This is a genomic window from Micromonospora sp. DH14 (assembly GCF_029809455.1).
In the GTDB taxonomy this organism is placed as follows: Bacteria; Actinomycetota; Actinomycetes; order Mycobacteriales; family Micromonosporaceae; genus Micromonospora; species Micromonospora parva.
The window spans coordinates 75,893-97,184 of record NZ_JARVKT010000013.1 but is presented as its reverse complement, the minus strand read 5'-3'; the positions used below and the strand labels follow the sequence as shown (position 1 = coordinate 97,184).

The window sequence follows — 21,292 nt, the reverse complement described above, 5'->3', positions numbered from 1 at the left end:
CGGCGTCTCACGCGACGGCGGGTGGCGACAACGCCATCTTCTGCCAGTTGCGGAACACGAAGCGGTGCACCGACTTCAGCCCGACCCACAGCGCCGGTGCGAGCACCACGCGACCGTACCCACGAACCGTCACCGTCGTGGTCCGGATGACCCGGGTGCCACCGTTGACCGGGACCAGCTCGAACAGGTCGCCGAGATGGTCGACGAAACGGTGAAAGTGAAGGTCCGTCGACTCCATCTGGAACGCCAACCGGCTCGGCGGCTCCCACACCGTGATCCGCTGCCGCACCACGCCCTGCTCCGAGACACACTGCCGGGAGGCGCCGACCTCGCCCGGGCCGTCCGGCAGCCGGCACGAGGTGGGTCGGGGTGTGCCCAGGTAGAACACCGGGCAGCGTGGCTGCAACTCAAGGCGCGAGTCACAGAGCGCCGGCCACAGAACCTCGGCCGGGTGGGGCATGGTCCATCCGGTTCGCACCAGCATGCCCCCAACCTAGACCGAGCCGCGTCGATGACACATCGGCCGGCTGGTCGTACGGCGACTGCTCCCGCGACGGGGACGGCACCCCGCTCGCCGCAGCGCTACGACACCGACGTGTCGGTGTCCGTGTAGGCGCAACCGCTGGCCGGGGTCTCGCTGAGCGCGATGACCCTGTCGAGCCGCTCGCGCGCCTGCTGGAGTTGGGTGATCTGCCGCTCGATGCGGTCGCGTTCGGCGCGGAGCATGGCCCGCGACTGCGGTGTGTTGACCTTCGCGTCGACGCAGGGCAGCAGGTCCAGGATGGTCCGGCTGGACAGGCCGGCGGCGTACAGCATCTGGATCAGATACACCCGGTCGATGGCCTCGTCGAGGTAGTGGCGCTGGCCGCCAGCGCTCCGGGCGGCGGTCAGCAGGCCCTGCTCCTCGTAGTAGCGCAGGGCTCGTACCGACACCCCGGTCTTCGTGGCGAGTTCCCCGATCCGCATGGACCCCTCCCCCGGCTGGTGACGCCAGTCACCCAACCTTGCCCCTCACATGAACGTCAGGTTGCACCGTAGCTCGCGTACGGCTCGTCCCAACCGGCCCGGAGGCCGTCAGGCGGACCCGCGACGGCGCGGTGCCTCAACAGCAGACGCGCCACTCGCCGTCCTCCTTGACCAGCGTCATCACCTGGCTGAACTGCGCGCCGGTGACCTCCTGGACCGCCTCGACGTGGGCGGTCGCGGTGACCCGCCCGTTGTAGTTGCTGACGTTCACCCCGGTGATCTCGTAACTGCGGACCTTCAACTGCGCGCCCTGAACCCGGGCGAAGTCGTCCTGCGTCATGGTGTCGCGCACCTGCTCGCACAGCTGCCCGTACGCGCCCGGATAGTTGCCGGACTGCACGTCGTCGAGGAACGCCGTCGTGGCCGCCCGGACCGGCTCGACCGAGCCCCTGACCGAGCGGTAGAGCCAGAGGCCGACGCAGGTGCCGACCACGCAGCACACCGCCAGCAGGGCGCCGACGACGATCAGGACGGTGCGAAGCGTCCGGTTGGGCCTCGGGCCGGGCACCATCATCGGCTCGTACGTCATGGCCCGGAGGGTAGAGCCGCCGGACAAGCGGTGCGTCCGCCGCCGGACGCCGGTGGTTCAGCCGCCAGCGGCGGACGGCCCCGGCGTCGGTGCACCGTCCGCTACCGCGCGGGGCGGCGGCGCCGCCCGAAGGTCCGCGGGTACGGGTAGTGCGCTGCCCTTGATGAACTGGCCCCAACTGGTGTTCCAGGCCGTCCAGCCGTTGCCCGCCTGGAGCCGGACCTCGGTGCCGGTGACGGTGACCAGGTCACCGACCTGGGTGACGCCCATCAGCCAGTCGGCGTTGGCCGGCGAGATGTTCGTGCAGCCGTGCGAGACGTTCCGGTGTCCCTGATCCGACACCGACCAGGGCGCCCCGTGGATGAACTCGCCGCCCCAGGTGAGCCGTTGCGCGTCAGCGACGTCCACCACGTAGCCGCCGTTCGGCTCGCCGCGCGTGTCGAACGTGGTCTGCTGGTGCTTCTCCATGATCACCATCTTGCCGCTGGACGTGGGGGTGCCCCGCTTGCCCAGGCTGACCGGGATCGTGCGGATCAGCTTGCCGTCCCGCAGCACGCGCATCTGCTTGGTGGCGTTGTCGATTTCGAGCGCCACCTGCCGTCCGATCCGGGACGTCGCGGTGCGGTCGGCGTCACCGACGTGACTCCCGCCGATCGGCAGACCCGCCAGGCCGGCCCGGACACTGATGGTCGTGCCCGGCCGCCAGAGGTCGCGAGCCCGGTAGTAGACCTGGCTGCCGTCGTCCACCCAGGACCACACCCCCGGCTGGGGTGGGTTCGTGGTGACGAACAACCGACGCTGCACGTCGGCGCGGGCCTGGCGGGCGATGGGTGGCTCGAAGCCGATGGTCACCGGCATGGCCGTGCCGTAGGTCCGCTTGTCGGCGATCGACAAGGTGCTGGTCACCTGCGGCTTCGTCGACGCCGCCGCAGTGGTGAAGGTGGTGGTGCGGGTGGTGGTCCGCCCCGAGTCGGCGGTGGCGGTCACCATCGCGGTGTAGGTGTGCCGCGGCCGCAGCGCAGCGGTCGGCACCCAGGCCGATTGGTCTTCCCGTGGCTCCGCGCTGACCAGCGTGCCGGTGTCGTCGACCAGACGTACGGCGGTGATCTTCCCGCCCCTGACGAGCGGCACCACCTCGGCGCTGAGCGGCACGTCCCGGGACAGGTCGGCGGGCGCGACGGTCAGCTCCGGTGCCGGGGCCACGTGCTCGCCGGGGCGGGCGGCAGGCTTCCGCTCGGCGGTGCACCCGCCGAGGACCAGAGGTGTCGCCGCGACGGTCACCGCCACCAGCGCCACGCGCCTTCGTGTCCCCATCCAACGTCCCCCGGCTTTCGTGTTCTCCGTGGCGGCAATTCTCTCCGCGCCGGCGACGCGGTGCGCTGTTTCTCGGAATCACGCAACGAAGGTGGGACTGTGCCGCAGGAAGACACCCGACGCGGATCCGCCGGTGCGCCGCCCTTTCGTGACCGGCGGGACAGCGAAGCGTGATGGTGTCATGGAATGCTGCCGACATGCGGAGAAGACGACGTCCATGGATTCTGCTACCGCTTCCCCTCATCCTGCTGACCGCCTGCACCCCGGCAGATGAGCCGCTGGTCGCTCTCGCCGTCCAGGATGGCCGACCGGTCGGCGTGCTGGTCACCTGCGACGACGATTTCGCTCAGCTCGGCGTGTTCGAGAACGACCACCCCAACGATGCGTCCGCTCGCCCCCTGATCAGGTGGAGCGTCAACGGCCGGCCCACGACCGAGGTCGTGGAGGTCGCCCTGCTGGGCCAACCGCCACAGGGCTGGAAGGTCGCCGACCCTGTCGACCTCCCTGCGGCCGAGGCAGGCATGGACGTGGACGTCGAGCCGCTCACCGAACTTCGACCCGAGGTCACCTACAGCGTCAGCGGGTCGAGTCGCCGTGACGCCATCTCGGTGGACTTCACCCTCGCGGACCTGCCGCGCCTCGGGCCGGACCAGGTGCTCGCTCCGCACGGACGTGACTCGACGAAGGTCGTCTCCCGGGACACGTTCCTGCGCAAGGCGCGCGACAGCTGCTGACCGGGCCCCGCCGACCGGCCCGGAAGGTGGAGTGCCGCCGCAGCCGCCGATTACAGTTTTTCGAAGAGAGACAGAGAATTGAGATGGAGTCGACATCGAAACGACTCCACAAAGCCGACCAGGCAATCGCTGAGCGCTATTTAAGCGAGAATTAATCGTTTCAGTGGGAAACGAGCAGGGGGCCGACTCGTATTCTTCGGGCTCGGAAGAAAGGTGCGCCCCCATTGATGAATCATCCATCCACCCCTCGACACCGCCGTTGGGTCACCGCCCTGCTGGTGGTGAGCGTGGCGCTCGCCGCCGGATGCAAGGAAACACCTGCCGCTCCTGGCGCGTCCGGCCCGTCCAGCGACACCGGCACCGGCTCGCCCGGCCCGGCCGCGCCGACGGCCACCGCACCGGGCGACCCGTCGGCCACCCCGGGCGCCCCGGGCCCGTCGGCCACCCCGTCCGTGCCGGGCAAACCGGCGACCCCGGCGACCAGCACCGCCCCACCCACCGTCTCCGGCGGCTGGATCACCATCGACGCGGCCGCGCAGGCCGCCGCGACGAAGGCCTTCTTCGCCCGCAAGCCCAAGCCGGTGACCGGCAACCCGGTCACAGTGCCCGAGTTCAACGTCGGCTGTACGACCAGCCACCACAACAGCGACGACCCGATCGTGCTGCCCAAGCTGGTTGGCGGCTCGCACAACCACACGTTCTGGGGTAACAGGTCGACCGACGCCAACTCGACCGCCGCATCGCTGCGGGCGGCGAAGGCGACCACCTGCAACTCACCGGACGACCAGTCCGCCTACTGGGTGCCGACGATGTACCAGAACGGCAAGGTCGTGGACCCGAAGGAGGTGACCGTCTACTACGGTTCCCGCCTGAAGGATCCGAGCAAGACCCAGCCCTTCCCGTTCGGCCTGCGAATGATCACCGGTAACGCCAAGAACCAGGTCGACACCCCGGACAAGCAGGGCAACCACTTCTGGTGTGCCGGCATCGGCGGCGAAATCGGCCGCAGCGCCGACAAGACGTTCCCGGTCTGCGCCAAGACCGCGAACATCGTCCGGCAGATCACCTTCCCGGACTGCTGGGACGGCAAGCACCTGGACAGCCCGGACCACAAGGCGCACATGGCCAACGGTGACCACACCGGGGCGTGCCCGAAGAGCCACCCGGTGCCCGTCCCGTCGGTCTCCTTCGTGATCTCGTACCCGTTGAGCGCGAACACCGACGGCATCACCCTCGCCTCCGGCACGTCCTTCTCCATGCACGCGGACTTCTTCAACGCGTGGAAGGACGAGGCGCTCGCCGCACGGGTGCGCAACTGCCTCGACCAGGGCGTGAAGTGCAACTCGGCCGGCAATTTCTGACCTGACCCGCGAATCGTCGCCGGCTGGCGATCGAGAGTAGCGAGGTCTCCGGTGGACGGTTCGGCGACCAGGCCGAAACGCGAGCCGGAGACCTCGCGTCGCCGGGTCAGAAGGTGGCGATCGGGTTGACCGGGCTGCCGGACGTGCCGGCGAAGCGGACCGGCGCGACCGCCAGTTGGAAGTCCCACTGGCCGAGTTCGGTGGCCGTCGCCGCGCACGCCTCCAGATCGCAGTTGTCGAGCAGCCACAGGCCCATCGCCACCAGGCTCACGGCGTGGACCGGCATCAACACGGCGTCGTACCCCGACGGCTGAACGTCCTGTGGGGTGTCGGCGCCGATCAGCGCGACGCCGCGTTCGTGCAGCCACGGCAGGCAGGACGCGTGCCAGCCCGCCTGGGTGAAACCGCTGGCCGCACCGTTCTCGTGCCGGAAACGGCCGTAGCCGGTGCGCAGAAGTACCGCGTCGCCGGGTCGCACCCGCACGCCCTGGCGACGCTCGGCCTCGTCGAGATCGTCGGGAAACACCCCCTGCCCCGGTGCCAGCCACGGCACGTCGCGGGCCGCCGCCACGTCCAGCAGGACACCCCGGGTGACGATCCCGTCCGCCGCCGCCGTGACGGCCGCCCACGCCGAACCCGTCGCGGCGTCGACAGACGAGTGCGGCCGTCCGTTGTACAGGGCGCCGTCCCAGAAGATGTGGCACGGCGAGTCGAGGTGGGTGAGGGTGTTGCCGTGGAACGTGATGCCGAGCCGCTCGGATGAGAAACCCCAGCGCCGGTCGGCGTGGAAGTGCGCCGGCATGTTCTCGGCGCCCGGCATGTCGGCGGCGCACGGGCAGACCGTCGTCGACCGGTCCATGTCGCTCGGTACGGCGACCTCCCACGCGCAGGACACGCTCCTGCCGTGGCGTACGGCCCGCGCCGCCGCCAGCCGCACGTCGTCGGTGATGTGGTTCAGCGTTCCGCGCTCGTCGTCGTCGCCCCACCGTCCCCAGTTCGACAGCGTGTCGAAGTATCCGAGCACGTCGTCCTCAGTCGGGATCGGTCGCCCAGTCGTCATCCCCGCATCGACTCCTCCGGTCACCCGTTTCGAGACACCGCAGATCAGGTTATCCGCCGCCGGAGCACCTGAGCCCCGCCGACCTACTTGCGCAGCAGGTTGAGGAAGTCGGCGGCCGCCGGGAACGGCCTGTCCGGGGCGAACTCGCCGACGTAGACGACGGCCTCCTCGTCCTGGCCGTACGAGTAGCCGTCCAGGGCCGGCCCGACCACGAGGATGGTGCCGCCCCGTCGCCAGGCGGCGTACCGCCAGGAGTAACTGCCGATGGCGAGGTACCTGCCCTCGGTCCGGACGTCACACTCCGGTGGGCCGAGCCGCTCGGCAAACCGGTCGATGGCCGCGTCGACGGACGCCTCGAACTCCGGACGGCCGGCGCCCCGATGGCTCGACCAGCCCGGCTGCGAGCCCCAGAAGTCGTCCGGCCACAGCTCTCCGCCGACCACGTAGTAGTGGACGAAGGGCAGGTAGAGCCCGTAGTCGGTGTAGACGGCGTGACCGGCCGCGGTGACGAATCGCGCCTCGTCGGTCGGCACCCCGTCGGTGGTCCAGCCGAGGTCCCGCATCGCCTGGCTGGTGACACCCGGGTCGTGCCACGGCAGGTCGGCCAGCCCGATGAGCTGACCGGCCAACTCCGCGTCGATCGGGCACTCGGCGACGCAGCTCTCGATGTCCGTCTCGTCCTCGCCGGGCTCCGGCTGATGATCTTCCGACATGACCCGGGATTCTTCCAATGCCGGCACCGCCACACAAGCACAGGCTGGGTGGCGGCGGCACGGGCCCGGCCAGGGCGTCGGTCGACTAGGGCTCGGCTCGGGCGGACCGGCACTGTTGCGGTACTGCTGGATTCGGCAGCTCGGCATCCCTGGTCCAGCCGAGGAACCGGCGGTGCAGCACGCCGGCCGGTGTCCACGGCATGTCCTCGGTCGCCTGCACGAGGTAGGACCCGAGGTAGAGAGCCAGCGACACTGGGGCATCCGCATACTCCGCGCGCAGCTCGCGTTTGCGGGTCCGGCAGGGCCAGGGCAGGCCGCAGCCACCGCAGCTCCAGATCGGCAGGACCGGGCCGTGGACGGTCACCGCACACCCACCAGGAAGCGATCCGTGATCGCCCGTGCCTGCCGGCTGGTCGCCCAGTCCACCTGCCAGCACGGGTACGGCGTGAGCCGTGCCCACCACGCCCGGCAACCAACACACATGCCGTCCAACCCTTGGACGTGCACCGCGAGGATCGTCTGCTCCTGGCCGCTGTTCACTGCTCGCCCACCTGCGGCCAGTGACCCCGACTGATCGGAATCCGGTGCCGGCCACGACAGGGCAGGTCGGCTCCGCAGCGGCAGATACGCCGCCAGAGCTGCCACGACCACACCGGCCGATGCCGCCGGGCAAAAGTCAACGCCGTGGCCGAGAGGTACTCGTCGTACGAGACGCGTCGCATGCGCCCTCCCTCGTCGGTCAGGAGGGCGGCATCATCGCCCTCTGCTGAGGGGGACGCGGCGACCAGGCGACTGCCGCACCGCCCGCCGCATCCCGTGAGGGCGACGCTACGTACCGTCGCAGTGCGGAATGGGTAAGGTTCCTACCCCCTAGATCACGCGACCAGGCCAACCTTCACCGCGAGGTCACGGGCATCATCGCGGGTGGACCGCGGACCGTCGAGCAGGTCCAGGGTGATCTGTCGGGCGTACCCGTTGAAGCGGATCGTCTCCGGCGCCGACTCGTACGCCTCCCGGAGGGTCGCCACGGTCCTTTCGGTGTCGTCCTTGCCGTAGTGCGCCCGCGCGACCTCGATGAGATGGCGTGCCCGGCGCGGCCTCGACGGAATCGCCGCCGAATCGTGGCGGCGCGCCTGCCGAACCGCCTCACCCGACTTCTGCAACTCCACCGCCACGGTCACCGCGTGAGCGCCCATGATGACCTGCGAAAACGACGTCTGCGGCTGGTAGAAGCCCTGCGGCAGGCGCTGCGCCACCCGGTCCGCTCGATCCCAGTATCGCCAGGCCCGCCCCTCCTCACCAGCACGGGCGGCGGTGTAGGCAGCCTCGAAGTTCAACGCACCCCACAGCGCCAACAGGTTGGTGTTCCCATCGGCCGTACGCGGCTCCAGCACCGACAGAAGATCCACTGTCACCGCCATCGCGGTGTCCCAGTCACCGGCATCCCGATGCACCTGGCACAGGAACCATCCCGCGCACGCCAGCGCCTCCGGGTCGCCGGACTCCTGCCCCGCCACCATCGCCCGGTCCGCGACCCGCCACAACAACTCCGCAGCGGGTTGGTAGGCAAGGAACATCTGCGTCAACCCGAACGTCTCCGCCAACAGGGCCTGAGCCTGCCGACGCTCATCACCCTCGTACGCCAACGCGGCGCGCTGCACGTCGCGCAACAGCCCCGGCAACAACCCGCCCAGCACCGTACGGTGATCCGACGCCTGATGACGCGCCCGCCATGCCATCGCAAGCCGACCTCTCAGGCTCGTCAACGACTCCGGGGAAACCTCGTCGGAAACCGCGAAGCGGTTCACCGCATCCCGGACCGACGCCAGCGCCGGATGCTCCGGCCCATTGACCACAGCAGACCGAGCGCTCAACTCCCCGACCAGGGCAGCCACCTCGACCTTGAGTGCACGCGCGATCCGATCCAGCATGTGCACACGCGGCGGCAGGATGCGATCGGTCTCCACTGCCTTGACCCACTCGGCGCTGCGCCCCACCAACCCGCCGAGCACCGCACGGGTCTTCCCCGACCGCTCCCGGTAGACCTTCAACCGCTGCCCGAAAGTCAACTCCGGCAAGGAATCCATCACGGGCCTCCTCGTAGCGCAGGACAGACCATCGGCGGCCAGGCCGCCGTCACCAAACACTAGCGGGCTGTCCGCCGCCTGATAGCCCGACACAACCCGCGCGCTGCCAACACCACCCTCCACGCCGATCACCAAGTCCCTGGAAACACCACGCAAGCGCAGCTCGCGACGGTCCGGCCCGATACGACGGCGGTGGCCGGTCACCCCCGTTATCGGGTCACCGGCCACCGTCGCGTCGATGAGCTAGAGCCGTGCGGCGCCCGCCTCGGTGGCCTCCTGTACGGCCGAGGTACGGCGTACCTCGGCGCGCTCGTCGCCGGCCTCCTCGCGGTCCGGGGCGGCCACCCGCGCCGCCCGGTTGGCGGTGGCCGCGGCCTGGTCACCGGTCACGCCGCCACGGATCCGGTTGTTCGCGGCGACCTGTGCGGCCGGGTCGTTGGACGTCACCGCCAGCTGACCGTTGATGATGTTGTCGTCGACCGTGACGCCACCGGTCGTGCTGGTGATGCTCACGTCCCCACCCCAGTAACCGCCGGAGGCGCAGCTGTCGAGGGTGCCGTTCGGGCCGAGCTGCACACCACCCAGGTTGCCGGCGAAGGTGGCCCGGCCCTGGACGGCACTGCCGCACACCACGCTGCCGGTGGCGCTGTTGAGCACCGACAGCGTGCCATCGACGAACGAGTCGTGCAGGTCCGTGTAGTAGGTGCCGGTGCTGCTCAGGTTGCGCTGCACCTGGGTGCCCCGGTCGAGCCGGACCTCACCGGCACTGACGTTGACGTTCCCGGTGACCGTGGACGCCTCGGCGAAGAGGAAACTGTCGATGGTTGTGGAGCCCTTCGGCCGGACGGTGAGGGTGCCGGTGCTCGCGTCCTTCAGGAAGATCCCGTAGCCCCCGGCGGCGAGCACCACCTGACCGGCGACTGTCGTCTCGGTCGCGTCGAGGTACCCGTCGGCCGCGACGCGTACCTCGCCGCTGATCCGGCCACCGGTCACCACCAGGTTGCCGCCGGCCGCGACGGTGACGTTGCCGGTGATGGTGGTGCCGGTCAGCGCGCAGGACTCGCCGGCGGGCACGAGCAGGTCGTTGGGCACGGTGACCGCACCGCCGGTGCCGATGCAGTGGGTGACCAGGTCGGCGTGTGCGGTGGGCGCCACGGCCAGCACCGAGGCCGCGATGACGGCGCTCACGGTGGCCAGCTTGGCGACGGTACGTCCGGGCATCGTGTTTCTCCCTGTCGATGAGGTTCGAGGACTCATGCGCCGACGTCCGATCGGGCCGCGGCCCGGACGATGGCGCCCTGCTGCCGCCGGTCGAGCGTGCCACCGGTCACCAGCGCGGTGGTGACCGCTTCGACGTGCCGGACGAATTCGGCGTGGCCGGGGTAGTCGGCGTGTTCGTCGATCAGATCGTTGATGGTGCAGCCGTTGCCGGTGTCGACGTTGCGGACCCCGGTGTCGTCACCGTCGATGACCACCGTGGCCCGGGTGTCGGACTCCGGGCAGGCGTCAGTGCCGTCGGCCACCACGGTGAACGTCGTCGACTGCTCGGCGGCGGCGTTCCCTGCGGTGTCGGTCGCCCGGAAGCGCACCGTGTGCGCCCCGGTGGCGCGGACGGTGACCGGAGCCGAGTACGCGGTCCAGGCGCCGGTGTCGAGCGCGTACTCCACGGTCGCCACACCCGAGTCGGCGTCGGTGGCGGTGATCGTCACCGTCGCGGCGCCGACGTACGCGCCGTCGTCGTTCCGGTCGCCGGCCACCGTGGCGGTGACGGTGGGTGGCGTGGTGTCCTCGGCCTGCGGCTCGACGACTGTGAAGTGGGACATCTGCTCGGCCGAGGTGTTACCGGCGACGTCGGTGGCCCGGAAGTGCAGCATGTGCATCCCGACCGTGTTCACCACGATCGGGTTCGTGTACGCGGTGAAGGCGGCGCCGTCCAGCGAGTATTCGATGGTGGCGACACCGGATCCGGCGTCGGTGGCGGTGAGCGTGGCGGTGGCCGTACCGACGTAGTTGCCGTCGCCGTCGCGGTCACCGGCCAGCGTGGCCTTCACCTCCGGCGGGGTGGTGTCCTCCTGACCCGGTTCGACGATCCGAAACTGCACCGAGCCGACGGCGCTGGTGTTGCCGGCCTGGTCGGTGGCGCGGAACTGCACCGCGTGGTCGCCGACCGCTGTCACCCGCACCGGTTCGGTGTACGGGTGGAAGCTGGTGTCGTCGACCTGGTACTCGACGGTCTGGACCCCCGAGTCGGCGTCGGTGGCCGTCACCGTCACGGTGGCCGCGCCGAGGTAGTTGCCGTCGGGGTCCTGGTCGCCGGAGACGGTGCCGGTCACTGTCGGCGCAGTGGTGTCGCCGCCCCCACCGTCGTCGGTGACCACCAGCTCACCGACCATCGCGCTGTGGCCGGGGATCGAGCAGAAGTACCGGTACCGTCCCGGGGTCAGCGTCACTGTCGCCTGGTGGCGGCCGTCGTTGGCATCGAACGGGCTGGCCAGGATGTTGACTGTGACGTCGTGGTTGTAGCCCTCGGTGCTGGTGTCGAAGGTCAGGGTGTGCGGCATCCCGGTGGTGTTGCCGGTGGCCGCGCTGTTCTCCCAGATGATCGTGGTCGCCCCGGCCACCGCCGTGGTGGGCGCGGACTTGTAGCGGGTGATGCTGTCGTCGGCGGTCCAGGTCAGCACCTGGTCGGCGGCGACGCGCGGGGCGGCGGAGGCGGGCACCGCTGCCAACGGGATCACCGTGAGCAGGAGCGCCGCCAGCGCGGCCTTCAGTCGTCGGGTCATCGTCTCTCCTAGAGTTCCCGTACGCGGACGTTGCGGAACTCGGCCAGGTCGTTGTCACCGTGGTTCTGCAGACCGATGAAGCCACGCAGGAACTGCCGCAGGTCGGTCGGCGGGTCGCCGGCACGCGACGACTGCTTGCCGGGTGTGTTGTCGAACTCGTTGATCACCACGCCGTTGCGGATCATCGTGTAGTGCTGCCCGACGACGCGGATCTCGTAGTCGTTCCACTCGTTTTTCGGGGTGATGCCGGCCTGGGCGAGCGGCACCGGGTCGAAGTTGTAGACCGAGCCGGTCTTCTGCGGCTCACCGGTGTCCCCGTCGTAGATCTGGATCTCGTGTCCGCAGTAGATCGCCATCCACGCGGTCGAGGTCCGGGCCGAGCCGACGGTTCCGCAACTGCCCGGTGGTCGCTGCTCCAGGGGGGTTCGCAGGTCGGGGAACCGGGTGAAGACGCCGGTGTTGGCCCGGCCAGTGCCCGGTGCGATGTCCTTGAACTGAAGCCGCAGCGAGAAGTCGCCGAGTTCCCTGGTGTGCCAGAGCATGCCCAGACCTCCGCTGGGCCGCAGCGAACCGTCCGGCTGGATCGCGAACGATCCGGTCGGCGCCTGCTGCCAACCGCGCAGCGACTCGGCGGTGCCGTCGTAGAGCGGCTCGTACCCGGTGTGGCCGTCCCGGCCGATCTCCGACGCGGCGGCCAGGCGGGTGAGGGTGCCGGCCTCCCGGGCGCTGAGCAGGTCGTCGTCCTGCAACGCCTGGGCCACCGCCTTGACGTGCCGGACGAAACCGTCGTGGTCGGCCCAGGTGCTCTCGTCGTCGATCAGGTCGTTGGCCGTGCAGCCCTGCCCGACCGTGCGGCTGGGCACCCCGCTGTCCGTGTCGCCGAGCCACACCGTGGGCCGGTCGTCGGGCACCGCGCAGCCCACCGTGGCAGTGCTCTGCACCGTCGCCGTCTCACCGTCGGCGTAGGTGACGGTCAGCTTCGCGGTGTAGGTGCCGACCCGGGCGTACACGTGCCGGGGGTCCGCCTCGGTCGACGTGGTGCCGTCGCCGAACTCCCAGCGGTGGCTGACGCCGCCGGAGCGGGAACCGGTGAAGGCCACGGTCAGCGGCTTGTTCTGCACGGCGACCGAGGTCGCCGCCGGTGCCGGGGTGGGCGCCCCGCCGGTGTAGGTGATCCGGATCAGTTTCTGGTTGGCGTGCAGGCTGAAGAACCCGCCGCCGTAGTCGAGCAGGTAGAGCGCGCCGTCCGGGCCGAACTTGGCGTCCATCCAGCTCTGCAACCTGGTGTCGCCGTTGCCGCCCGGGATGATGGCCCGCAGCGACTCGGCGTACACGGGTGGGGCGGCCTGTGGCACGCCGGCCGGGTCGACGGTGACCGCCACCCGGTTGGCGGCGTTCGACTGGTCGCCGATGAACCACTTGCCGTCCCAGTGCTCCGGCCACGCCACGCCGCTGTCGGTGTCGACGAGGTCGCGGTGGTACGTCGGGCCGGACATGATGGCCTGGCCGCCGCCGCGCAGGTACGGCTGGGTGTAGGTGGCGTCGGCCGCGACGTAGGTCGGCAGACCGCTGCCGTCGGTGCGCTTCGGGAAGACCGGGCCGCCGCCGTCCGGTGAGTACCAGATCATGTTGTCCCGGGCCGCCGGGATGTCCACCAGTCCGGTGTTGCGCGGCGAGGTGTTCTTCAGGTTGTCGCAGTCGTACCAGCCGGTGAGCACCGTGGCGTCGGTGTTGCTGCGGTCACGGTACGGCTGCCGGTTGCCCATGCAGTACGGCCAGCCCTGGTTGCCGGCCGAGGTGATGATGGTGGCCGTCTCGTATTTCGCCGGGCCGAGGGTGGGGCTGGGCGACGAGGCGTCCGGGCCGACCCAGCCGGCGGTCAGCCACTGGTGCTTCGGGTCGATCTGGAGGCGGGCGATGTTGCGCACGCCCATCACGTAGATCTCCGGTCGGGTCTTCTCGGTGCCCGGCGGGAACAGGTTGCCCTCCGGGATGGTGTACGTGCCGTCCGCCTCCGGATGGATCCGGATGATCTTGCCGGCGAGGTCGTTGGTGTTACCCGAGGTGCGGCGGGCGTCCTGGAACGAGATCCCCTCGTACTCCTGGGTCCAGTTGTTGCCGGCGTAGCCCTGCGACCCCTCGGAGGAGTTGTTGTCGCCGGAGCCGACGTAGAGGTTGCCCTTGGCGTCGAACGCCATGCCGCCACCGGCGTGGCAGCAGCTGTGGACCTGCACGGGGAACTGCAACAGGTCCTTGCGGGTGGCCTGGTCGATGGTCTGCGCCTGACGGTCGTAGGTGAACCGCGAGATGGTGCGCTGACCGACCCGCTTCACCCGGTCGACCGAGTCGTGCGGCATCCAGTAGACGTAGAGCCAGCCGTTCTCGGCGAACGCGGGGTCGGGCACGATGCCGAGCAGGCCCTCCTCGTTCTTCACCAGCTCGGAACCGCTGCCCCGGTTGCCCATCACCTCCAGGGTGGTGAGCAGCTTGGCCTGCTTGGTCCGCGGGTCCCAGGAGTGGATGGTGCCGCAGCCCAGGCCGACCTTCGGGTTGTTCCAGTCCGCGATCGGGCCGCTCGGGCAGGCCGCCTTGCCGACGTAGAAGACGGTGCCGTCGGGCGTGATGGTGAGCCCGTGCGGCTCGCCGATCTGGTCCAGCTGACCGGTCTGGTTGGCGGCGGTGAGTCGCTCCACCTTGTAGTTCGACGCGATGGTGGCCTGGCAGTCGCCGCGTACCCGACCGGTGGTCCAGTTCAGCGCGCCGGAGAGGTGCGCGCGGAACGCCTCCTCGCCGTAACTGCCCTCGGTGTGGCCCATGCCGGTGTAGAACGACCGACCGCCGTCGTAGTCCCGGCACCAGGACACCGGGTGGAACGGGCCGTTGGCGGCCGCCCCCGGGTTGTAGTGCCGCTCCTCCACCTGGGCGAGCGTGTGCACCGTACCGATCGGGTTCGGGTCCCAGTTCTCCCAGCGGTCGGACCGGGTGACGGTCATCGGCAGCGACGCGGTGGCCGGGTGCTTGCGGTCCAGGATGTTCACCACCGCGCGGTTCACCGCGGGCGGCTCCGGGGCGGTGGTGCTGCCGGTGAACAGGCGCAGGTCGGCGAGTTGGACCAGCGGCTCTCCACTGTTCGCCGTGACGTTGAGCCGGTAGCGGGTGAACTCCTGCGGCGTCGCGATGTCGAACCGGCGGGTCTGGAACCGGTCCGGGAAGGTCTGCCCGGTGCGACGGTCCAGGTCGGTCCAGCTCTGCCCGTCAGTGGAGCCCTGCAGGGTCCAGTCCTTCGGGTCGCGGCCGGCGGAGTCGTTGGCCGACGTGAGCGCGTACCCGGTAACCCGCTTCGGCGCGGCCAACTCGTACGCCACCCAGCCGGTCGGGGTGCGGACCAGCCATTTCGTGTTGGCGTCGCCGTCGGTCAGCTTCTCCTTGGTCTCGTTGGGCGGGTTCTCACCGCTGGCGGTCACCCGGGCCACCGGCTCGGCCACCGGGATGGCGCCGGCCGGTCGGGTGCCGATCAGGCCGGTGAACCAGGTCGAGTCGACCTGGGCGCGGGCGGCGTCGGCGATGCCGACGAAACCGCCGCCGGCCTTCATGTAGCTCTGCAGCGCCGACTCCTGGTCGCGGTTGAGCGCGGCGCCCGTCGCGGAGAGAAAAACCACGCTGCGGTACGCGGACAGCCCCGCCGTGGTGAACACACCGGGGTCCGTGGTGGCCGTGACATCGATGTCATGACCGGCAGCGAGCTGTTTGATGGTGTCCACCGCACGGGACACCGGGTCCTGCTGCTCGGCCACCGGCCCGTGGAACACCAGGACAGCGGTCTTCTGGGGCTGCGCCGCCTGCGGTGCGGCCGCCGGTCGTGGTGCCGCCGCAGCGCTCGTCGCCGGGATCAGTGTCGCGAAGGCCGCTACCGCGGCGAGGGTTCGTCGTAGGTTTCTGGTCATGCCCGTCCCCACTTTCGGTTCGGTCAGCTTCCGTGCGTGTGGGTGTGGCCCTGGAACCGGTGGATGGCCTCCTCGGCGCCCGGCGGCATGCTGCCGTCGGCGTTGCGCACCAGGAAGATCCCGGCCATGCCGCCGTCGGAGTGCGTCTGCACGTGGCAGTGGTACATCCAGGCGCCGGGTCCGACACCCTCCCCGGCCAGCACCTGGAAGCCGAACGAACTGCCGGGATTGAGGTCCTTGTTGTCGACCACCAGGCTGGGGTCGCTCGGCCCCTCCAACATCCCGGTGCGGTTGTCCGCCCACCGGTGCGCGTGCAGGTGGAAGGTGTGGAACAGGTTGCCGTGGCCGATGGCGATCCACTCGACGCGCTCACCCAGGTTCGCCTCGAACATCGGGGTCGCCGGTGCCATCTTGTTGTTGATCATCATGTCGTGGAACACGGCGGTGAACTGCTTCGACGGCAGGATGTCGCCGCGCCGCCGGACGATCAGCGCGCCGTACAGTCCCTTCGCGACACCGCCGGTGCCGTGGTCGGTGCCCATCGCGTGATCGTGGTAGTGCCAGTAGCCGGCGCTGCCGGGCATGTACCGCCGGCCCGCCGCGGCCACCATCTCGTGCGAGCGCCAGACGTACGTCCGGGTCTCGCCGGGATTGTTGAACGAGGCGTTGAACGGGCTGCCGTCGGACTCGGTGCTGTAGTCCACCCCGTGCGGGTGGATGGACAGCCGCTGGTCGGTGGTGTTGACCAGGGTGATCTCCAGCGTGTCACCCTCGTACATCTCCAGGACCGGGCCCGGAACGGTGGCCTGACCGGGTGCCAGGCCGTAGCCGAACAGGTTGCCGGGCAGCTGCTCGGCGTAGATGGTGACCTTCTTGGTGACACCGGCGGCGGCCCGGGCGGGGCTGCCGCCGAACGCGCTGCCGATCGCCGGGGCGGACGCGCCCAGTGCCCCGGCGGCGAGCGCACCGGTGGCGATCAGCGATCTACGGGACAGGTGGCGGTGAGGGCCACCAGCGTGATCGTCCATTGGTCTCCGTTCCCGACCGGGCGAAGACGCGACGAGGACAGGGTGCATCGACCCGAGCACGGGGGCGGTGGCACGACTGAGGGTGAGGCTCGTCGCGTACTTTGCTCGGAAGACTCAAAGCTTTCGATGGATGACAGCAACTTATGTAATCCATCGACGAAAGTACAGCTCTGATTGCAAAAAGATTACCTTGACATCACGACGTCGGTCGATTGACATGAAGCTGACACACAAGCGGACGCCGGGCTGCCGTCACTGCGGCAACCCGGCGTCAGCCGTACGGAAGATGTCTGTCAGAGCTGGTGGCGGTCGTCCGCGGGCAGGCTCGGGGCCTGCGGTGGCTCGGGCGCCTGGTCCGGCTGGCCGAGCTGCGCGACGTGGGTCGGGTCGAGGACCCGGGAGAGGAACGCGCGGGTCCGCTCGTGCTTCGGCGCGCCCAGCACCTCTTCCGGCGGCCCCTGCTCGACCACCACCCCACCGTCCATGAAGACGACCCGGTCGGCGACGTCACGGGCGAACGCCATCTCGTGGGTGACGACCATCATCGTCATGCCGTCCTCGGCCAGCTTGCGCATCACGGTGAGCACGTCGCCGACGAGTTCCGGGTCGAGCGCGGAGGTCGGCTCGTCGAACAGCATCAGCTTCGGCTCCATCGACAGCGACCGGGCGATCGCCGCGCGCTGCTGCTGCCCACCGGAGAGCTGGGCCGGGAAGGCGTCGGCCTTGTCCGTCAGCCCGACGCGCTCCAGGTTGGCCCGGGCGATCCGCTCGGCCTCGGCCCGGCCCCGCCGGAGCACCCGACGCTGGGCGATGGTGAGGTTGTTCAGGACGGTCAGGTGCGGAAACAGGTTGAACGACTGGAAGACCATGCCGATGCCACGGCGGACCTGGTCGATCTCGACGTCCGGGTCGGTCATCTCGACCCCGTTCACCCAGATCGTGCCGGCCGTCGGCTGCTCCAGTAGGTCGACGCAGCGCAACAGTGTCGACTTGCCGGAGCCGGACGGCCCGATGACGCAGACCACCTCGCCCTGGCCGACCTCGAAGTCGATGCCCTTGAGCACCTCGAGCGGCCCGAACGACTTGTGCAGGTCCCGGATTTCCACGGCGGGGCGGGAAGGGGTGGTCGTCATGGGGTCACCGGGCCTTGGCGTAGCGGAGTTCGAGGCGTCGTACCACCTGCGACAGCGGCAGGGTGATCACCAGGTAGGCCAGGCCGGCCACCAGCAGAGGAGTCGCGTTCACCCGGTCGTTGAGCATGTCCCGACCGAACTTGGTGATCTCGATGGTCTGCGCCGTCACGCCGAGCACGTAGGCCAGTGACGAGTCCTTGGTGAGCAGGATGAGCTCGTTCGTCAGTGGCGGGATCACGATCCGGAACGCCTGGGGGATGACGATCGTGCGCATGGCGGTGAAGTGCGACATGCCGAGGGTCCGCGCCGCCTCCATCTGCCCCTTCGGCACGGCCTGGATGCCGGCCCGGATGGTCTCCGCCATGTACGCCGCGGCGGTCAACCCGAGGCCGATCGCGATCGAACCGAACACACCGCCCGGAATCTCGCGCTCCGGGAAGGCGATCGGGATGCCGTACCCGACGAGGAAGAGCACCAGCAGCGCGGGCAGACCCCGGAACAGCTCGATGTACGCCGTCGCCACCCAGCGGTACGGCGCCACCCGGGACAGCCGCATCAGCGCCAGGATGGTGCCGAACACGAGGCCGAAGGCGAACGCGCCGAGCGTGTAGAGGACCGTGTTGCGCAGCGCCACGGTGATGATCGTCGGGAACATCGACCTGATGATGTCGACGCGGAAGAACGCGTCGGCCAGCCGGCCCCAGTCCGCGGCGAAGGCCACCACGGCGATGACGGCGATGAAGACCAGGTACTGGATCCCGAGGGACAGCCGCTCCCGCTGGCGGCGTCGCAGCTTCACGTTGGCTCGTTGCCTTCCCGGAGGTCTACTGACACGGAGGGCGCGCGGGACGCGCGCCCTCCGGTACTACGCGGTGCTCAGGCACTCGGCCGCTCTGCGGCTCAGGCGCTCGGCCGCTTGCCGATCCACTTCTCGTAGATCGTGTCGTACGTGCCGTCCTGCTTGGCCTTGGCCAGCACCTCGTTGATCTTCTTGAGCAGCTCCGGGTTGGCGTCCTTCTTGACCGGGAAGCCGTACTGCTCGCCGGTGTCGAACTCGGCGGCGACCTCGAACCCGCCCGGGTTCTTCTTCAGGTACTCGGTCCAGACCGGCAGGTCGTTGATGGCGGCCTCGACCTGGCCGTTGGCGACGGCCTGCTGCAGGGCGGCGAGGTCCTCGAACTCGACGAGCTTCAGGCCCTTCTCCGCCTCGAGCTTCTTTGCGTAGTCACGACCGGTGGTGGCCGCCTGGACGCCGAGCTTCTTGTCCCTGAGGTCGTCGAGCGACTTGTAGGTCTTGCCGGTCTTCACCAGCATCGCCTGGGTGGCGTCGAAGTAGGGATCGGAGAAGTCGATCACCTTCCGCCGCTCCTCGGTGATCGTCATGCCGGCGGCAGCCGCGTCGCACTTGCCGGTGTTGAGGTCCTGACCGGACTTGATCCCCTCGAACGGGGTGTCGATGATCGTCTGCTCGACGCCGAGCTCCTTGGCGACCAGGTCCATGATCTCGACGTCGAAGCCGGTCACCTTGCCGCTCGCGTCCTTGGACTGGAACGGCGGGTACGGCAGGTGGGTGCAGACGGTCAGCTTGCCCGCAGCGACCAGCTTGACGCCGCTGGCCTGGACCTCGCTGTCGTCCTTCTTCGCGCAACCCGCGGTCAGCGCGAGGGCGGCGACGGCCACGACGAGGCCGGCCTGACGGACGGCGCTTGGGAACCTCACGGCTGTGTCCCTCCGGTTCGGCTTCCCTTGCACAGAAAGCCAATCTGGTTCATAGACTTTGCGATAAGCGACCGTACCCGATCCGGCGCGTCGCCCCCAGATCACGCCGTGGCCACCCGGGCGGCGCGACACTCGAGTCACCGCCGGCGAACCGGACACTCACGCAGCAACCTGCCTCAACCACCGGTTCCCTCGGCCGCCCCGTCCGGGGTGAGGGCCCCACCGTGCGGGTCTGTGTCCAGGAACACGTGCTGGTGGCCGTGCCCGGCATCGACGCTGACCTGGTCGAGCTGGGTCGCCGCCACCGACCAGACCGTGGCCGCCTCGTCCGCCTGCCGCGTGCTCAGGTCCAGCAGGGCCGCCTGGTGTGCGGCGGGGACGCCGGCCGCCAAGGCGTAGGTGTCGACAGCGAGCGACGCCTGCTGCACAGCTCCGCGCAGACCTCCCCGGGCCACGTTGGTGGCGGTGCTACCCGAGGGCGGGTCGGCGAACGGCTCGGCGGCCTTGCGCATGGTCTCCTGCCAGGTGCGCGCCCGACCCGCGTCCGGCGCCCGTCCGGCGGACTTCTCCTCCTTGACGGCTGCCAGGACGGGGGCAATCTGGTCGCGGACGCGGCGGGCCGTCTCGGTCAGCTCCACGATCTGCTGGGCGTCCCGCTTCGCGTCGGCTTCCTGGATGCTCGCGATCGTCGCCTCGGTGGCGTCCGGACGGCCCACCTGGTAGCCGACGAGCCCGCCCAGCAGCGCGGTGACCAGTGCGATGGCGCCCGCGACCGCCACGGTGCGCGCTGTGCGACGACGGCGTTCGTCGGCTCTGTCCGACAGGTAGGAAGGCCGGCCTGTGCGACGCGCCATCGCATCTCCTCACATCGATGGTCTGGGGGCCACAGGGTAGCGGTCCTCCAACGCGTACGTCGATAGGTCCGCCGGGCGGCGCAGGCCGCGGGGGTCTAGACCGGGTAGCCCCACTCGGCCAACGGCTTCTCCAGCACCCGTTCGATGGCGGTGACCTGCGCCGGGCTGAGTTCGTCCCGGTACGCCTCCGCCCGGCCCACCGTGAAGTCGTACCGGGAGAAGCCCTTCTCGAAGGCGGTCGACCAGCGCAGACCGAGGAAGTCGAGCATCCGGGCGACCTGCTCACGCGGCTGCTCGACCAGGTCCTCGTAGCGCACGTCGAGCCACTGGTCGGCCGGGTGGCGCAGCCGGGCCTGGGCGAAGGCCTCCATCAGCATCTTCCACCCCAGCGCGGCGAGCACCGGGAACGAACGGCCGGACTCGATCCACTCCTCCCGCAGGTCGGACGGCAGCGGGCCGTAGATCCAGCTGTCCGGCCCGCGCCACCCGTCCCACCAGCCCATCTGGAGCCACGAGTTGGCCACCGCCCGGCCGTCGCGGACCACGTTGACCACCCGCAGATCCGGGTACGCGGCGTGCAGCAGACCGGTGCGCGGCCACCCGGTGACGTGCTGCACCAGCTGTTGACAGCCCTGCCGCGCGATCCGCTCGTCGAAGAAGGCCCGCAACCGCCGGGACACGAACGGCGTCAGGTCCTCGGCGACCAGGTCCCGGCACGGCCGGGAGAAGCCGGCGAGCACCTGCCGGTCGAGCAGGTGGTACGCCTCCGACGGCGCCACCCGGAGCCGACCCCGCTCCAGCAACCGTCGACTGTGTCGCAGCGAGGTCATCCCCGCCGGGCGTGGTGCCGAGCGCCGGTAGAGCAGGCCGTTGAACCTGCCCTTGGGGTTGAGCCGGGCCAGTTTGTCGTCCAGGCCGGAGACGAAGCCGACAGCGGGATGCCGGGAGAGCAACTCCTGGACCAGTGTCGAACCGCAGCGACCGGTGCCCACCACCAGTGAGAGCAT

The 21,292-nt window shown here is 69.8% G+C and carries 18 protein-coding genes and 1 pseudogene; 2 read left to right on the top strand and 17 right to left on the bottom strand.

Going from position 1 to position 21,292, the window contains the following annotated elements:
- Positions 1–7: 7 nt before the first annotated feature.
- From QCZ28_RS18745 to QCZ28_RS18730, 4 genes are all read right to left on the bottom strand, one after another.
- Entirely contained in the window at positions 8–484 is a 477-nt protein-coding gene (locus tag QCZ28_RS18745; RefSeq protein WP_279517865.1) for a hypothetical protein, read from the bottom strand.
- Positions 485–582: 98 nt separating this feature from the next.
- Entirely contained in the window at positions 583–966 is a 384-nt protein-coding gene (locus QCZ28_RS18740) for a MerR family transcriptional regulator (RefSeq protein ID WP_279517864.1), read from the bottom strand.
- A 136-nt stretch (positions 967–1,102) separates the two neighbouring features.
- A complete protein-coding gene (locus QCZ28_RS18735; protein ID WP_279517863.1) occupies positions 1,103–1,555 on the bottom strand; it encodes a nuclear transport factor 2 family protein in 453 nt (150 codons plus the stop codon).
- A gap of 57 nt (positions 1,556–1,612) precedes the next feature.
- Positions 1,613–2,869 carry an Ig-like domain-containing protein gene (locus QCZ28_RS18730; RefSeq protein WP_279517862.1) on the bottom strand — a complete coding sequence of 419 codons (1,257 nt, stop codon included), beginning with the start codon at positions 2,867–2,869 and terminating at the stop codon, positions 1,613–1,615.
- 197 nt (positions 2,870–3,066) lie between these two features.
- Between QCZ28_RS18730 and QCZ28_RS18725 the strand changes: the two genes are divergently transcribed.
- Complete coding sequence (locus QCZ28_RS18725) at positions 3,067–3,603, top strand: hypothetical protein (RefSeq protein WP_279517861.1); 537 nt, start codon at positions 3,067–3,069, stop codon at positions 3,601–3,603.
- A gap of 227 nt (positions 3,604–3,830) precedes the next feature.
- Positions 3,831–4,964 (top strand): DUF1996 domain-containing protein, encoded by a 1,134-nt coding sequence (locus QCZ28_RS18720; protein ID WP_279517860.1) that lies wholly within the window; start codon positions 3,831–3,833, stop codon positions 4,962–4,964.
- Between the two features lie 106 nt (positions 4,965–5,070).
- Here the strand turns inward: QCZ28_RS18720 and QCZ28_RS18715 are convergent, their stop codons facing one another.
- The 13 genes and pseudogenes from QCZ28_RS18715 to QCZ28_RS18655 form a co-directional block, all read right to left on the bottom strand.
- The gene (locus QCZ28_RS18715) at positions 5,071–6,024 is read right to left on the bottom strand and encodes a cyclase family protein (RefSeq protein WP_279517859.1); all 954 of its coding nucleotides are present in this window, start codon (positions 6,022–6,024) and stop codon (positions 5,071–5,073) included.
- 83 nt (positions 6,025–6,107) lie between these two features.
- Positions 6,108–6,737 (bottom strand): hypothetical protein, encoded by a 630-nt coding sequence (locus QCZ28_RS18710; RefSeq protein WP_279517858.1) that lies wholly within the window; start codon positions 6,735–6,737, stop codon positions 6,108–6,110.
- A gap of 360 nt (positions 6,738–7,097) precedes the next feature.
- Positions 7,098–7,457: pseudogene (locus tag QCZ28_RS34535) on the bottom strand (hypothetical protein); the annotation flags it as partial.
- 155 nt (positions 7,458–7,612) lie between these two features.
- Entirely contained in the window at positions 7,613–8,824 is a 1,212-nt protein-coding gene (locus QCZ28_RS18700) for a helix-turn-helix transcriptional regulator (RefSeq protein ID WP_279517947.1), read from the bottom strand.
- A 243-nt stretch (positions 8,825–9,067) separates the two neighbouring features.
- Positions 9,068–10,045 carry a hypothetical protein gene (locus tag QCZ28_RS18695; RefSeq protein WP_279517856.1) on the bottom strand — a complete coding sequence of 326 codons (978 nt, stop codon included), beginning with the start codon at positions 10,043–10,045 and terminating at the stop codon, positions 9,068–9,070.
- Positions 10,046–10,077: 32 nt separating this feature from the next.
- A complete protein-coding gene (locus QCZ28_RS18690; RefSeq protein ID WP_279517855.1) occupies positions 10,078–11,607 on the bottom strand; it encodes a plastocyanin/azurin family copper-binding protein in 1,530 nt (509 codons plus the stop codon).
- Between the two features lie 8 nt (positions 11,608–11,615).
- The gene (locus QCZ28_RS18685; RefSeq protein ID WP_279517854.1) at positions 11,616–15,551 is read right to left on the bottom strand and encodes a ThuA domain-containing protein; all 3,936 of its coding nucleotides are present in this window, start codon (positions 15,549–15,551) and stop codon (positions 11,616–11,618) included.
- Between the two features lie 23 nt (positions 15,552–15,574).
- Positions 15,575–16,579: a multicopper oxidase domain-containing protein gene (locus QCZ28_RS18680; protein WP_279517853.1), complete on the bottom strand. Its 1,005-nt coding sequence runs from the start codon at positions 16,577–16,579 to the stop codon at positions 15,575–15,577.
- A gap of 293 nt (positions 16,580–16,872) precedes the next feature.
- Entirely contained in the window at positions 16,873–17,712 is an 840-nt protein-coding gene (locus QCZ28_RS18675; RefSeq protein ID WP_279517852.1) for an amino acid ABC transporter ATP-binding protein, read from the bottom strand.
- A 4-nt stretch (positions 17,713–17,716) separates the two neighbouring features.
- Positions 17,717–18,511 carry an amino acid ABC transporter permease gene (locus QCZ28_RS18670; protein ID WP_279517851.1) on the bottom strand — a complete coding sequence of 265 codons (795 nt, stop codon included), beginning with the start codon at positions 18,509–18,511 and terminating at the stop codon, positions 17,717–17,719.
- A 101-nt stretch (positions 18,512–18,612) separates the two neighbouring features.
- Positions 18,613–19,431 (bottom strand): basic amino acid ABC transporter substrate-binding protein, encoded by an 819-nt coding sequence (locus tag QCZ28_RS18665; RefSeq protein WP_279517850.1) that lies wholly within the window; start codon positions 19,429–19,431, stop codon positions 18,613–18,615.
- A 176-nt stretch (positions 19,432–19,607) separates the two neighbouring features.
- On the bottom strand, positions 19,608–20,285 hold the full coding sequence (locus QCZ28_RS18660; protein ID WP_279517849.1) for a hypothetical protein: 678 nt from the start codon (positions 20,283–20,285) through the stop codon (positions 19,608–19,610).
- Positions 20,286–20,380: 95 nt separating this feature from the next.
- Positions 20,381–21,292 carry a sulfotransferase gene (locus QCZ28_RS18655; RefSeq protein ID WP_279517848.1) on the bottom strand — a complete coding sequence of 304 codons (912 nt, stop codon included), beginning with the start codon at positions 21,290–21,292 and terminating at the stop codon, positions 20,381–20,383.